Origin of the sequence: Stenotrophomonas maltophilia (assembly GCF_001274595.1) — a bacterium.
In the GTDB taxonomy this organism is placed as follows: domain Bacteria; phylum Pseudomonadota; class Gammaproteobacteria; order Xanthomonadales; family Xanthomonadaceae; genus Stenotrophomonas; species Stenotrophomonas forensis.
Genome location: NZ_CP011010.1, coordinates 3,858,109 through 3,873,265 on the forward strand (window position 1 = coordinate 3,858,109; position 15,157 = coordinate 3,873,265).

At 66.4% G+C, this 15,157-nt stretch carries 11 protein-coding genes; all 11 read right to left on the reverse strand.

The genetic code is table 11. From position 1 onward, the window contains the following. Positions 1-45 precede the first annotated feature (45 nt). The 11 genes from VN11_RS17600 to VN11_RS17650 all read right to left on the reverse strand — a co-directional run bounded on the left by VN11_RS17600 (position 46) and on the right by VN11_RS17650 (position 15,121). Positions 46-753, reverse strand: a complete 708-nt coding sequence (locus VN11_RS17600) for a pilus assembly protein (RefSeq protein WP_053450678.1) — start codon at positions 751-753, stop codon at positions 46-48. 17 nt (positions 754-770) lie between these two features. After that, positions 771-1,907, reverse strand: coding sequence for a CfaE/CblD family pilus tip adhesin (locus tag VN11_RS21945; protein WP_187299778.1), 1,137 nt, complete (start codon positions 1,905-1,907; stop codon positions 771-773). Next, the gene (locus VN11_RS17610; protein WP_053450679.1) at positions 1,904-4,636 is read right to left on the reverse strand and encodes a TcfC E-set like domain-containing protein; all 2,733 of its coding nucleotides are present in this window, start codon (positions 4,634-4,636) and stop codon (positions 1,904-1,906) included. Before VN11_RS17610 ends, VN11_RS21945 begins: the two co-directional genes overlap by 4 nt. A gap of 53 nt (positions 4,637-4,689) precedes the next feature. Further along, positions 4,690-5,223 (reverse strand): CS1 type fimbrial major subunit, encoded by a 534-nt coding sequence (locus VN11_RS17615; RefSeq protein ID WP_053450680.1) that lies wholly within the window; start codon positions 5,221-5,223, stop codon positions 4,690-4,692. A gap of 414 nt (positions 5,224-5,637) precedes the next feature. Continuing rightward, the gene (locus VN11_RS17620) at positions 5,638-6,732 is read right to left on the reverse strand and encodes a hypothetical protein (protein WP_053450681.1); all 1,095 of its coding nucleotides are present in this window, start codon (positions 6,730-6,732) and stop codon (positions 5,638-5,640) included. Positions 6,733-6,993: 261 nt separating this feature from the next. Further along, positions 6,994-8,271, reverse strand: a complete 1,278-nt coding sequence (locus tag VN11_RS17625; protein ID WP_006466260.1) for a citrate synthase — start codon at positions 8,269-8,271, stop codon at positions 6,994-6,996. 296 nt (positions 8,272-8,567) lie between these two features. Further along, the gene (locus tag VN11_RS17630) at positions 8,568-8,810 is read right to left on the reverse strand and encodes a type B 50S ribosomal protein L31 (protein WP_005410871.1); all 243 of its coding nucleotides are present in this window, start codon (positions 8,808-8,810) and stop codon (positions 8,568-8,570) included. An 88-nt stretch (positions 8,811-8,898) separates the two neighbouring features. Further along, a complete protein-coding gene (locus VN11_RS17635; RefSeq protein ID WP_053450682.1) occupies positions 8,899-9,837 on the reverse strand; it encodes a nucleoside hydrolase in 939 nt (312 codons plus the stop codon). Between the two features lie 435 nt (positions 9,838-10,272). After that, positions 10,273-12,384 carry an ATP-dependent DNA helicase RecG gene (gene recG / locus VN11_RS17640; protein ID WP_053450683.1) on the reverse strand — a complete coding sequence of 704 codons (2,112 nt, stop codon included), beginning with the start codon at positions 12,382-12,384 and terminating at the stop codon, positions 10,273-10,275. A 7-nt stretch (positions 12,385-12,391) separates the two neighbouring features. Further along, positions 12,392-12,778 carry a RidA family protein gene (locus VN11_RS17645; protein WP_005410875.1) on the reverse strand — a complete coding sequence of 129 codons (387 nt, stop codon included), beginning with the start codon at positions 12,776-12,778 and terminating at the stop codon, positions 12,392-12,394. 180 nt (positions 12,779-12,958) lie between these two features. After that, positions 12,959-15,121 carry a RelA/SpoT family protein gene (locus VN11_RS17650; protein ID WP_006466563.1) on the reverse strand — a complete coding sequence of 721 codons (2,163 nt, stop codon included), beginning with the start codon at positions 15,119-15,121 and terminating at the stop codon, positions 12,959-12,961. Between the last annotated feature and the right edge of the window lie 36 nt (positions 15,122-15,157).

The window sequence follows — 15,157 nt, forward strand, 5'->3', positions numbered from 1 at the left end:
AAGAGCAGCCCACGCCGATGCGCAGGCCAAAGAATGGGGCTGGCCTCAGCCTGCTGAGCCGGCGACGGTCTGCACGTGCTCGCGGTAGCCGTCGCGGGTAAGGCGATAGCGCAGTTGCAGGGTGTTGCCGGCCTTGGGCTGGAAGGGCAGCTCCAGCGCGGCATCCGGGTACAGGCTGTGGGTAATGTCGTGGGCGGTGCATGCGCCCGCGCGGGTGCACTCGGCCACGCTTGTGATGCCCACGCGCAGGCTGCCGGTGTTGAGCAGGGTGTTGCCCTGCAGCTGCAGCACCACTTCGCCATCGGTGGGCAGCACGTTGACCAAGGCACCCCATACCAGGCTGACCCCTACGTTGGCCTGGGAGCGGCCTTCGCCTTCCTGCGTGGTTTCGTCTGGCCCGCGCACGCCCTCGAAGTACACGCGGTAGGCCGTTTCCTTCTGCACGGGCTGCAGCGGAATGACGCGGATCAGGCGGTTGCCGCCGCCAGCCAGTGCGAACTTCCCTGGTGTTACCGCTATGGCGGCCTCATGCGGCTCAACTTCGCTTTCCTGCTCGTTGGCACTCGCGGGATTGTCGATGCGGCGCAGCGTGGCCTGCACGTACTGTGCCTGGGTGGACTGCGAGTACACGCGGATCTGCGTACTGCGCTTGCCCTCCACCGACGAGCGCATGGGGTGAACGGTCAGATTGGCATGGGCGGATGCTGCATGCAGCAGCGCTACCGGCAGTAACAGGTAGACGAACTTTTTCATGAGTATCTCCGTGGGAATCAGGGCCGGGCGGTGGGCACGCGAAGTTCCACCTTCAGCTCACCGGTGTAGACGCCTTCACGCTTGGTGCTGGCTTTGAAGGCTGGCGTTTCAAGAGTGATCGGCGTCGGTACGCAATAGACGGGCTGGTCGAACTTGGGCAGCTTCACCAGCCGCAGCGCGGTTGTGTCGACACCCAGCAGTTGCTCTTCCACGTTATTGCGCATGCGGCGCTTGCTACCGGCATAGTTGAGCCAGACATTGAAGCTCACGCGTTCGCGGTCGTCGCCGGTGGCATCGCGGTGCCAGAGTGGGTAGTCGTCGCCGACGCTGGGCCGTGAGCCTGTGTCCCGCACCGTGATACCGAGATGTTCGCTCTGCGAACCCAGGCCGTCGTACAGGCACATGTCGACGTCCTTGCTGCCGCCAATCTCTCCCTTGATCGGGTCGTAGCGCAAATCCATGTTGACGTTGGCGTTGCCGTTCTCGAACGCGGGCAGGTAGATCGAGATCGCGTCGTAGTCGGTGATCGTGAAATCGAAGTTGAAAATGTAGGTGGCGAGGCGCTCGGAAGGTGGGCGGCGCAGGCGGAGCTCGAGGGTGCCTTTCCAGTGGCCTGCGGTGAGAGACTGAAGACTTTGCGCGGCCAGCATTAGTACCCCTCCGGTTCCAACTTGAGGGCCGCCAAAGCAGGGCCGCCCATTGGACGACTCAGCCACTTGCGGGTCTCCCCAGTAGTTACTCGAACAGCCGGCGCTTGGATCAACACGCTGAACGCCCACGGAAACAACAATGTTGGAGCGCAGGCCACTCCGCTGTTCGGTGAACATCGTAGGGACGTCACTGAGCGTCGAGGCTGTTTGATGCGTGTCCTCAACTGCACACCGCCCCCTCGCCGAGTCACTCGCGGACGCACACGTAAAAAACAGTGCGCCATACTTTTTCGAAAGATCAAGATGATCGTGGGCAATCAACGTTCGTCGAGGCCATATCTCGACATCCCCCGGCATCGCTGATCGATCCCAGCTCATCACGATGTCCTGGGTAATCACACCGCTCGGCGGATCCATCTGTGGCGGCCTCTGCGCCCACGCCTTCGGCACCATCACCGCCAGCGCACTCATCACCATCCACACAAACAACACGCGCCGGCTCATGGCGTTTCTCCTGTAGCAGCGGTCTGCGGCACAACCGCAATCAAGGCCTGTTCCTGCAGCAGCCGCGTCACCCGCGCCTGCTGGCGTATCTCTGGCGGCAGCAGCGCCACGGCAAGCGGCTCGCACTGGACGGCGCCCACCAGCAGCACCACGCTGCGGCGTTCGCGTATCTGCAGCGGGCACTGCAGCAGGCGGTCGTCCTGCAGCAGATAAAGCGTCTTCTCAAAGCGCGGAAACTCGGCCACGAAGCCGCCATTGGCGCTGGTGCCCGGCACCGGCGCGTTGAGAATGCGGGCGCCGCCCAGCGGCATCCCTGCCACGTCGCGCGCACTGCCGATGAAGGTGTAGGTCACCTCGATGGGCACCGGCATGCGTACCAGTCGGCCCGGCGAGAGGAACAGCGGCCGCATGCCCGAAGCACCGGTTACCCGCACCGAAGCGATGCCCTCCAGCGCGCTTGCATCCTGCAGCTCGGCGCGGTGGGTCTGGTAGGCCTGCAGCGGCATCAGCCGGCGCTCGCCCAGCTTCAGCCGCTGGCGGCGTGCGCCGCCCACCTGCAGCTCGGCGGCCAGGCCGCTCAGGTCCAGGTCGTCGGTGTCATCCACCTGCACGGCCAAGCCGGCATCGGCGGTGGCGCCGCCGCCCCAATAGAGACCGCGGCGGCTCAGAGCAAAGCTGGAGGCGTGGTTGGCGCTGTACGAGTAAGTGTTTCGGCCCGGCTGGCGGTAGCCAGCCAGCGTGGCGCCGGTCTGGCCCCACGGGTTCTGCAGCTGCGTACCCAGCGTGGCGCTGTAGCGGTCATTGTTGGTGGCGCGCAGTTCGCCGGTCACTTCGCGGTAGTTGGCGTCCACGTCCTGGCGCCGGCTCTGCGCCACGCTGTAGGTCACGTCCGGGCGCTGGTGTTCGGGCTGGCGCGCATCCACGGCATAGCGGCGCTGCGAGCTGCCGCGCTCGCCCTGCTGCAGGCGGCTCAGGCTGACGCTGAGGAACACGCCACGGTCGCGGCTGCCCTGTGTGCCTAGCACGGCGTCGTTGCGCTGCTGCCACACGCCGGTGCGGGTGGAAACGGTGAACTCGCCCCAGCGATGGGTACGGCTGAAACTGGCCTGCCAGGTGCGGCTGCGCTGGGCCTCGCGCTGCGGGCGCAGCGGATCCGGCGGCAGCCACGGCAGCAGCCCGTCCAGCGGGTCATCGCCAAAGCCGGGCAACTCGCGCGCGGGCCGCCAGGTCTGGCGGCGGGTGTAGCCCACGTAGGCACTGCCGCCGGCCACTGGCAGCGACATCGAGGCGCTGAGCGAATCGCTGCAGCCCAGCCGGTCGCGCGCATCGTCCTGGAAGCGGCAGGCATTGCCGCGCATGCGTTGCTGGTAGAGGTTCCACGCCGCCGTGCGGCGGTAGGACAGCTGATGCTGTTGGCCGCTGCTGCCATCACTGCCGCGCAGCACGCTGAAGGCACCGCGCACATCCTGGGTGGTGAACTGGCGCCGCACATCCAGCCGTACTTCGCCATAGGTGAAGCCGGCAATGTCGGCCATACCGGCGGTAACGGCCACATCGCGCACCAGCGGCACGCGCACGCCCGCATGCAGGGCCTGGTCGCTGTCGAAAGTGTTGCTGCGGCGCTCATCGCGCTGTCCCAGCTGCACGAACCACTGCATGCGGCTGTCGGTCCAGTCGCCGCCCTTGTCGAACGGCGCATCTTCGCTGCGCACCAGGATGCCGTCCTCGTACACGCGCAGGGTGACGTTGTAGCTGCCCATCGGGAAGTTGCGGGTGTCGAGCTGGTTCACCCCCGCCTGCAGGTAGAAGGTCTGCAGGAGGCGCTCGCCATCGAAGGCATCCACGCGCGCATCGCGCGCCAGCAGCACGGTCAGTGGTGACGCCTGCACGGCGCCGTCGGCATCCACGTAAGCGTATGTGGTGCCGAAGCGCACGCCGCGGAAGCGGTCCAGTGGCAGCATTCCGAAGGCGAAGGTGCCGCCCTGCGTGCTGGACAGGTTGCGGCGGTCCATCAGGCCAGCCTGCACGTAGTGCTCCTGACCCAGGTCGTGCCGGTAATAAGCGCTGTCCAGCTGGAAATCATCACGGCTGCCGCCGTGGCGGTACTGCTGGCGGTTGTAGTTCCACTCGCCTGCCAGGTGGCCACGCGCGAACACACCCAGCGTGCCTGCACCCTGTGCGCTCAACGACTGGTAATCGCGGCCACCGCTGATGTTGAAGGTCTGCCGGTGCAGCCACGCGTTCTCGGCGTTGTTGCTGACACTGTGGAAGCGGTGCGGCTCGCGCACTTCACCGGGGATCCACTGGCGGGCAACGAACAGGCGCACCGAGCCTTCGCCCTCGTCGTAGAGCGCGCTTACGGCAGTGGGCTCCTCGGGAGGCGCCATGTAGCCACAGCCCGCTGCAGCGCCGCCGTAGCGGCAGGCCAGATGGCTGTTGCGTGGCATCGGCTGCGAGAGCGCAGGAAGGAGGGCCGCCTGTGCTTCGGCAGTTAGCCCGAGGGCTTCGGCTACACGTTTTGGCTCCAGCAACTGCACGTCATCCAGCGTTACCCGTACCGGCGACAGCCCGGCCGACTGGCCAAACAGGCTGACGTCCAGCTGTTCGGTCTGGCCTTCAACCAGATCTTCGAAACCGGCGGGGACGGTACGCGCATCGCACAGCGCGGGGGCCAGCGCCAAGGCGAGCGCCATCGCCAGCCGGGTAACGGCGGGGGCGGGAGTGTTCATGCAGTGGGAATCGCATTGGGGCCGGCCCGCGATCACGGGCCGGCGGGTGGTGCTTACGGCTTCTGGCGCATCACGATGGTGGCCATGCCTTCATAGCTGCCGGACTTCAGCACCCCGGCGGTGGTCTGGGTGATTGCCAGTTCCAGCGGCTTGGAGACGCCGTCGATGGCACCATCGAACAGATCTGTGGCGCTCAGATCCTGGCTGGCGGTGGTCAGTTCCAGATTGTGCAGGCTGACGGTCATCGGCACCGGCGTGGCACCCACGTGGCCGATGGTCGGCACCAGTTCCAGAGCATTCTGCAGGCTGACCTGAATGTCCTTGCTGTCGTCGTTGGTGAAGATGCGGGTCATCAGCGTCCACGGCTCCAGGCCGCCGGGACGGACGTTGCCACCGCTGCCATCGTTGAACTCCGGCAGGTAGTTCATGGTGATGCTGTCCGGCAGCGGGCTGCCGTTCTCCTGCTGGAAGGCAAGTGTGGTGTCCACGTTGGCGTAGACGGAGATGCGGGTGTCGACTGCATGCGCAGACAGTGAAGCGGTGGCCAGCGCTGCAGCGAGCGCGGCTTTCTTGATGATGACGTTCATGGGGCGTGTCTCTCTCGGACAGGAAACGTGAAAGCTCCCCTCTCCGCAAAGGCGAGGGAAGCGCCGCCGGCGGAGGTGGATGCGGGCGACGGAGAGAATGTTAGGAATCCATTGCCCCACAAACCATTCAAGCATTCCTAAAACGCTGAACGCTGATCAGGATTTTTGAAGCCGCTCAAGGTTTGGGAATTACTCAATATCTCTCAACCTGTTTTTGCAACATTTCTCATTGCTCTGCGCAAACATCATGAAACGCCCAACCCAGAATGGCTCAGGCCGCCTTACGGCGGCCTGAGACTTCACGCACTACGCAATCGTCAGAAGAAGATCGCGTACAGGATCAGCAGCGGGATCGGAACGCCCAGCAGCCATAGCAGCAACATCTTCATATCCGTTCTCCTGAAGCAATAGGAACTACAGGTCGCGGCGACGGCCGCCCCACGTGGCGCTGAGGCTGGCGAAGAACGCGCCGATCAGCAGGGTGATGAACAGCCACAGGGCGGCGTACGCCGTCGCCTTGCGTGCATCGTCGGCGGCCTGCTTGGCCGTGGTCTTGGCCTTCTCCAGCGCCGCACGCATGCGCGTCTGCACGTCGGTCACGCGGGCCTGCGCTTCGGCTTCGCTCATGCCGGTTTCGCGGGCAATCAGCTGTGACAGGTACTGGGTATCGGCCGGGTCAAGGCCATCGCCCTGCAGGCTGTTGACGATGATGCGGTTCACTTCCGCACGCACCTCGCGGCGATCGCCGCCGGGGCCACCCGCCATCGGGCGCGGCGGCGGCGTCATGCCGGCCGGACGCGGACCGGCGTTCGGTGCCGCCGGCGGCGGCGGTGCGGCCGGATCGTTCATCGCACCCGGTGCCGGCGGCGTGCCCGGTGCCGGCGGCGCCCCTGCCTCCGGTGCGCCCGGAGCCGGGCGAGCCGCGCTGCGGAACAGCGAATCGACCCAATAGTTGAGGTCGCCTTCCTGCGCATTGCCTGCAGCGGCCGTGCCGGCTGCTGCGGTGACCACGCCTGCCGTCGACGCGGCTGCACCCGCCGTGGCACCGGCGACCTTGGCGCCCGCACCCAGCACACCACCGATGGCCGAGGTCAACAGGCCGGCGGTGAGCAGCGTGGCCACGGCCCACGATACGAAGCCATGCGCGGTATCGCGGAAGTAGGTTTCATCGCCGTGGATCAGCGTCCACTTGGTGCGCAGGCGACCGGCCAGGTAGCCACCCAGGCCCGAGGCGGCCAGCGCGGTGAAGGTGAGCCAGGCGATGCTGGACCAGCCGAAGGTTTCCTTGCTGACACCTTCAAACGACCACGGCGACACCGACGACAGGCCGAGGCCGACGCCGAGAATCAGCAGGATGAGGGACAGGGCGGCGGCAGCGACGGCGCCAGCGAAGATCGCGCCCCAGGACACCGCGCTTTCGCTGGCGGGCGGAACGATGGGGGCGGTGACGACGGTGGCGACGTCGGGGCCGAGCGGTCCGCGCTCGGGTGGATCAAATCGGGTACTCATCGGGATGGACGCTCCGTTTCAAGGGCTGCGAATGCAGCTGGCGTCCTGAGGCTGCGCGAGCCGTTGTGAAGCGGATGAGACCCTTGAATCACGCGGTCTTGGCGCGGTGGTGGTTCAACGCCCGTCGAGCCCGGTAGATCCAGGCGATGCGTGGAGGGTTTGGGCCGAATGCGTGCCAACCAAGGTTGGCACCTACCAACGCCAGGCAAAAAAAACGCCCCGCGGATGCGGGGCGTCTTCAGCACAACCTACTGCGGGCGATCAGCCCTGGTAGTCGCGCACGTCGCTGCCGGTGTAGACCTGGCGCGGACGGCCGATCTTCATTTCCGGATCGACCTGCTGTTCCAGCCAATGCGACACCCAGCCGGAGGTACGGCCCAGGGCGAACATGACGGTGAACATTTCGGTCGGGATCTGCAGCGCCTTGTAGATGATGCCGCTGTAGAAATCGACGTTCGGGTACAGCTTGCGGGCGACGAAGTATTCGTCCTGCAGCGCGGCCTGTTCCAGCTTCACGGCCACGTCCAGCAGCGGATCCTGCACGCCCAGCTGCTTGAGCACCTTGCCGGTCATCTCACCGATGACCTTGGCGCGCGGGTCGAAGTTCTTGTAGACGCGGTGGCCGAAGCCCATCAGGCGGAAGCCGGAGGTCTTGTCCTTGGCCTTGAGCACGGCGGACTCGACGTTGTCGGCAGTGCCGATTTCTTCCAGCATCTTCAGCACGGCTTCGTTGGCACCGCCGTGGGCCGGACCCCACAGCGCGGTGACGCCCGCAGCGACCGACGCATACGGGTTGGCACCGGTCGAACCGACCAGGCGCACGGTCGAGGTCGACGCGTTCTGCTCGTGGTCGGCATGCAGGATGAACAGCAGGTCCAGCGCCTTGACCACGTCCTGGTTCAGCTCGTACTGGCCGTCGGCCGACTCGAAGGTCTGCTTCAGGAAGCGGCTGACGTAATCCAGCGAGGTGTCCGGCTTGTTGGCCGGCAGGCCCTTGCCGTGGCGGTAGATCAGCGCCGACAGGGTCGGCACCTTGGCGATCAGGCGCACGGCAGCCTGGCGGCGCTGTTCGGCGTCGGACAGGTCCAGCGAGGCGTGGTAGATGCCCGACAGCTGCGCGATGGCGGCGGTCAGGATGGCCATCGGGTGGGCATCCTTGGCGAAGCTGCCGATCAGGGTGTTGATCGACTCATCGACATTGGCTTCGGCCGCCAGCTCGTCGGTGAAGGCCTTCAGCTGCTCGGCGCTCGGGCGCTCGCCGTTGATCAGCAGGTAGGCCACTTCGACGTAGCTCGACTTTTCCGACAGCTGTTCGATCGGGTAGCCGCGGTACAGCAGCACGCCCTTGTCGCCGTCGATGTAGGTGATGGCGGACTTGCAGCTGGCCGTCGCGGTGAAGCCGGAATCGTAGGTGAAATACCCCGTTTCCTTGGTCAGCTTCGCGATGTCGACGCAGTCGTTGCCAAGGGTGGGTTTGATGACGGGCAGAACGACGGACTTATCGCCGGCGTTGAGCGTGACCTGATCAAGATCGGACACTGTGTGCGCTCCTTCATGGGAAGGCGCCTGCCCAAGCGCATTGGTCAGGCACGTGAATGACGTCCTCGGCCTGTGCCGGGGATCACGCCATTATCGCACAGCAGCATTTGCCCGGCGCTAGACAGAAGTCGTAGACGACAGGCGGCCAGAACCCGGCCATTGAGCGGCCCGGATCGGCAAAAGCGTTGTCACACGAACGCAGTGTTCCGTCCATCCAAACGCCCGTTGGGCAGGCGTTGGGGAAAAACAAACGGCCGCGCAGAGCGCGGCCGTCGGTTCGAAGCTGGATCGACAGATCAGCGCGCGTAGCGCTTCTGGAACTTGTCGATACGGCCCGAGGTGTCGATGACCTTGTGCTTGCCCGTGTAGAACGGGTGCGAAGCCGAGGAAATTTCAACCTTGACCAGCGGGTATTCGTTGCCGTCTTCCCACTGGATGGTTTCCTTCGTCGCCATGGTCGAGCGGGTCAGGATCTTGAAATCGGAGGTGACGTCATGGAAGACGACGTCGCGGTAGTTCGGATGGATATCGGCCTTCATGGGCTCACACCGTAAATGGGCTGGTGGTCAAGAGCGGCATTATAAGCACCGGTTGCCGCCCGGGGCAACCGGTACCGGGACATCGACCTCAGTCCGCGCCCAGGGCCTGGCGTACCAGGGCCTCGAAACGCTGCTGGTCGTAGGCCATCAGCAGATCGCAGTTGTCCGGCTGGCCGGTCTGGCGGTTCCAGTCGACGATGGTGGCACCGCGGCTGAACGTGCCGTTCAGTTCCACGTTCAGCGGCCGCGACTCGACCTGCAGCTGCCATTCCGGGTTCAACGCCCAGGCCATGGCCACCGCGTCGGCGGTATACCAGCGGCCCCCCTTGCTGTCCTCGGACAGGCCACGGGTCTTGCGCGAGATCAGCTCGTAGAAGCGGGCGCGATCGGAATCGGCCTGCAGCCACTTCTCGGCATCCTGCAGCGGCAGGCCATGGGCGACGGTGGCTTCCCAGTCCGATACCAGCAGGTGCTTGAACGAGGTGAACACCACATGCGCCGCTTCCGGGTCGAACGCGATGTTGAATTCGGCGGCCGGGGTGATGTTGCCGTGGCAGGTGACCGCGCCGCCCATCACCACGATGCGCTTGATGCGCTGGGGCAGGGTCGGGTCCAGCTTCAGCGCCAGCGCCAGGTTGGTCAGCGGGCCGAGCATCACCAGCATCAGTTCGCCGGCGTGTTCGTGCGACAGGCGCAGGATGGCCAGCGCGGCATGTTCGGCTTCGGCCTGGCGGCTCGGCGGCGCCAGGTCCACATCGCCGTAACCATCACGGCCATGCACGTGGGCAGCGTCGACGGAGGGATGCAGCAGCGGATCCGGGCTGCCGGCAAACACCGGCACGTCGGCGCGGCCAACGATGTCGCAGAGCTTGAGGGCGTTGCGGACGGTGTACTGCAGGCCGACATTGCCGGCGGCGATGGTCAGGGCGACCACGTCATGCCGTTCATCGGCAAAGGCCATCAGCAGGGCCAGGGCGTCGTCCACACCGGGGTCGGTGTCGATCAACAGGGGGATCTTGTGGGTCATCGTTGCCGTCTTCAGATCGGCAACGAAGTGTGGACCGGGATGATGACCGTTGCAAGTACGGGGGTTGGGGTTCGGCAGGGCTGCGCCCTGCACCCGCCGAATCAACGGCAAACGCCAGAGCAACGGCAAAAGCTGGTTTCCTGGGGGATGGCGGGGTGGGTCCGATGACGGGGGACGCCGTAAACCCATCCCTGGGGGCTTGGCCGCGGCATCCATGCCGCGGACACCCCCGCCACCGGACCCACCCCGCCTTCGACAGATTTCCGCTGCTGGTGGGTGTCGACCTTGGTCGACACGCTGCTGTTGGTAGGTGTCGACCTTGGTCGACACTTCCATGGATTGGTCGAAAAGGCTCTCTGTAGAGTCGAGCCAGGCTCGACTCACGCGCGCGGCGTGGATGTGTGGACCAAGGTCCACACCCCACCCAAGGCGGCATTACGCCGAGGCGTAGCGCACGGCGGTGCCGATCCAGCGCTGCACCACGCGGTCGGCCAGTGCGGGTTGCTGGGCCAGCAGGCGTTCGGCGAGGTCGTGCACGCCGGGCAGCAGGCCGGCGTCGCGGGCCAGGTCGGCGATGCGGAATCCGGCCAGTCCGGTCTGGCGGGTGCCGAGCAGTTCGCCGGGGCCGCGCAGCTCCAGGTCCTTCTCGGCGATGACGAAACCATCGTTGGTTTCGCGCATGGTCTGCAGGCGCTCGCGCGCCATCTGCGAGAGCGGCGCCTGGTACAGCAGCACGCAGCGCGACACGGCCGATCCACGGCCGACACGGCCACGCAGCTGGTGCAGCTGGGCCAGGCCCAGCCGCTCGGCGTTCTCGATCACCATCAGCGAGGCATTGGGTACGTCCACGCCCACTTCGATGACGGTGGTCGCCACCAGCAGGTCGATCTCGCCGGCCTTGAACGCCACCATCGTCGCCAGCTTCTCGGCCGCCTTCAGGCGGCCATGCACCAGCCCGACGCGCACGCCCGGCAGCAGCGCCTGCAGCGATTCGTAGGTGGCCTGCGCGGGCGTGGCATCCAGCTCTTCGCTTTCCTCGATGAGCGTGCACACCCAGTACACCTGCCGCCCTTCCCGGCAGGCCAGCGCGATGCGCTCGATCAGCTCGGGGCGACGGTCGTTGTTGAGTGCCACGGTCTGCACCGGCGTGCGGCCGGGCGGCAGTTCGTCGATGGCCGACACGTCCAGATCCGCGTACTCGGACATCGCCAGCGTGCGCGGAATCGGCGTTGCGGTCATCACCAACTGGTGTGGCACGCTGTTGCCGCCCGCGCCCTTGTCGCGCAGGGCCAGGCGTTGGTGCACGCCGAAGCGGTGCTGCTCATCGACGATGGCCAGGGCCAGGTCCTGGAACACCACCGCGTCCTGCATCAGCGCGTGGGTACCGACCACCACCTGCGCCTCGCCGTTGGCGACCTGTTCCATCACCTTGGCGCGCGCCTTGCCGGTGACCTTGCCGGCCAGCCAGGCGATGCGCACGCCAAGCGGTTCCAGCCAGCCGCGCAGGTTGTTGAGATGCTGTTCGGCCAGCAGTTCAGTGGGCGCCGCCAATGCGACCTGCTTGCCCTGTTCCACCGCCAGCATCGCCGCCAGCGCGGCAACCACGGTCTTGCCGGAGCCGACGTCGCCCTGCACCAGCCGCAGCATCGGGCTGGGCCGCGACAGGTCTTCGCGGATCTGCTTGAACACGCGTGCCTGCGCACCTGTCAGCGCGAACGGCAGCTGCTTCAGCAGTGCTTTGGCCAGCGTGCCCGGGCCGGCCAGCGGCGGCGCGTGATGCGCCTGCAATGCGATGCGCTGGCGACGCAGGCTGAGGTGGTGCGCCAGCAGCTCTTCCATCGCCAGGCGACGCTGCGCCGGATGGGTGCCTGCGGCCAGCGCGGCCAGGTCGGCATCCGGCGGCGGCCGGTGCACGGTCAGCAGCGCGCTGCGCAGGGAGGGCAGCTTGAGGCCGTCCAGCCAGCCACTGGGCAGCAGTTCCAGCGTGCTTTCCTCGGGCAGGCGGTCCAGGGCCTGGCCGATCAGCTTGCGCATCGTCATCGGGCCAACGCCCTCGACGGTGGGATACACCGGGTCGAGGCGGTCGCCGAGTTCGGGATCGTCATTGCGGCCCAGCACCTGGTAGCTGGGGTGGACGATCTCCAGGCCGAGGTGGCCGGGCTTGGGCGTGCCAAAGCAGCGCAGCCGGTTGCCGACCGCGAACTGGCCGACCTGCTGCTGGCGGAAATGGAAGAAGCGCAGCACCAGGGTGCCCTGCCCTTCATCCTCCACCGCCACCTTCAGCATCGGCCGGTAGCGCATGCCGCGTTCAACCGCGACCACCCGCCCTTCCACCTGCGCCGGCACGCCGTTGCGCAGGTCTTCGATGCGGGTCAGCCGGGTGCGGTCTTCATAGCGAAGCGGCAGGTGAAGCCAGAGATCCTGCAGGGTGGCCAGGCCACGCGCCTGCAGTTTGGCGGCCACGGCCGGGCCCACGCCAGCGAGCATCGCGAGGGATGCTTCGCCGGACGGTGACAGGACCGGGGTGACCGCCGCCTTGCGTGCCACGTGGCGGTCAGTCGATGACCATCACCGCGTCGACCTCGAAGTTGGCGCCCTTCGGCAGGCCGGACACTTCGATGGTGGAACGGGCCGGGTACGGCGCCTGGAAGTAGTCCTGCATGACCGCGTTGACCTTGGCGAACTCGCCCAGATCGGTCAGGTACAGGCCCAGGCGCACGACCTTGTCCAGCGAGCCGCCAGCGGCTTCGGCCACGGCCTTGAGGTTGTCGAAGGCGCGACGGGCCTGGGCTTCGACGTCACCGGCGCCGACGATGTCGCCGGTAGCCGGGTCGAGCGGGATCTGCCCGGAGAAGTACACGGTGTTGCCGGCGCGCACGGCCTGCGAGTACGGGCCGATGGCGGCGGGAGCCTTTTCGGTGTTGATGATCTGGCGGGACATGGGTCGCTCCGGAGCTTGGGGGAAACAGAGCGGTGATTGTACCGGGTGGGGGCGGCTTTGACCCTGCACAGATGAGGGTAGTGCCGGCCGCTGGCCGGCAACTCCATGAACGTTTGCCGGCATCGCGCGGTTGCCGGCCAGCGGCCGGCACTACCGGGAGCATCCACGCATGGCGTGGATCTACTGGCGGCGTACCGACTGCACGACCGACAGGCGGCGCAGGCGGCGCATCACTTCGGCCAGGTGGTTGCGGTCGCGCACCTGGATGTTGAACGCCAGCACGGCGGCGTTGAAGTCGCGGTCCAGGTAGTCCACGCGCTCGATGTTGGAGTGGCTCTGGGCGATGGCGGCCGCCAGCTGCGCCAGCACGCCGGTGCCGTTCTCCACTTCCACCACCAACGAGGTGTCGTAGTCGCCGGAGACGGTGGTGTCCCAGCCGATCGGCACCCAGCGCTCGGGCGACTTGCGCAGTTCGGCCAGGTTCGGGCAGTCCATGCGGTGCACCACGATGCCCTTGCCGGCGGTGTGGTAGCCCATGATCTCGTCGCCGGGAATCGGCTGGCAGCAGCCGGCGAAGGTGACCACGCCGCGTTCGCTGCCGTTGATCAGGATCTTTTCCTGCGAGTGGTGGCGCGAATGCGGGCCACCGCGCAGTTCGGCGTAGGCCATCAGTGCCTGCGCGGCCTGGGTCGGCATCCAGTTGCCCAGCGCGACTTCGGCCAGCAGGGCCTCCAGGCGCGGGAAGCGGTGCTCGGCCAGGAACGCATCCAGGCGCCCCTTCGGCAGCCGCTCCAGCGAGGAATCCATGGCTTCCAACGCACGGTCGAGCATGCGATGGCCCAGCTGCACGGCATCTTCGTGTTCCAGCTGCTTGAGCTGGTGGCGGATGGCGGTGCGTGCCTTGCTGGTGACCACGAACTCCAGCCACTGCGGTTTCGGCGTGGCCGAGCGCGCGGTGATGATTTCCACCGACTGGCCCGACACCAGCTTGGTGCGCAGCGGCACCAGCTTCTTGTCCACCCGCGAGGCCACCGCCATGTTGCCGACATCGGTATGCACGGCATAGGCGAAATCGAGCGCGGTGGAGTTGCGCGGCAGGGCCAGGATCTTGCCCTTCGGGGTGAACAGGTAGACCTCGTCCGGGAACAGGTCGACCTTGACGTTGTCGAGGAACTCCAGCGAGGAACCGGCGGCGCGCTGCGAATCGATCAGCTCGACGATCCAGGCGTGGGCACGGCTCTGCGCGCTGTTGGGCGAATCACCACCGAACTTGTAGGTCCAGTGCGCGGCCACGCCGCGTTCGGCGATCAGGTCCATCTCTTCGGTGCGGATCTGCACTTCGATGGGCGAACCGTAGGGCCCGAACAGCACGGTATGCAGCGACTGGTAACCGTTGGCCTTGGGAATGGCGATGAAATCGCGGAAGCGCCCATCCAGCGGCTTGAAGGTGGCATGCACCGAACCCAGCGCGTGGTAACAGCTGGGCACGCTGCGCACGACCAGGCGGAAGCCGAACACGTCCATCACCTGGTCGAAGGATTTGTTCTCGTCGCGCATCTTGTTGTAGATGCTCCACGGGGTCTTGATGCGGCTGATCAGCCGATGCTCGATCCCTTCCTTGGCCAGGCGCTGCGACAACTGCACTTCCACCTGCGCCATCGCTTCGCGGCGCACCACCGGCTGGCTGCGGATGTGCTTTTCGATGATCGCGTGGCGCCACGGATACAGCGCCTTGAACCCGAGGTTCTGCAGTTCGCTCTTGACCAGGCTCATGCCCAGGCGCTGGGCGATCGGTGCGTAGATCTCCAGCGTCTCGCGGGCGATGCGGCCACGTGCCTCGCGGCTCTGCGCGCCCAGCGTGCGCATGTTGTGCAGGCGGTCGGCCAGCTTGATCATGATCACGCGCAGGTCGCGCGACATCGCCAGCAGCATCTTGCGGAAGCTCTCGGCGGCCGCTTCCTGGCGGTCGCGGAACTTCAGCTTGTCCAGCTTGGTCACGCCGTCGACCAGTTCGGCCACGGCTTCGCCGAACTCCGAGGCCAGTTCCTCACGGGTCAGCGGGGTGTCTTCGATGGTGTCGTGCAGGATCGCGGCGATCAGTGCTTCCACGTCCAGGCCCAGCTCGGCCAGCACCTGGGCCACGGCCACCGGATGGGTGATATAGGGCTCGCCCGACTTGCGCGTCTGCCCAGCGTGCGCGGCGGATCCGACTTCCCAGGCACGGCGCAGCAGCGGCAGCTGCTCCGGCGGCAGGTAATGGGCGGCGCGTTCAAGCTGGAGGACGTAGTCGGGTACGGCGGCAGTGGCGGCTGCGGCGACCTTGGCAGTGGGGCCTGGGTTCATGCCCGAAGCCTATTCCAGCGCGACGTTTACGGCAAA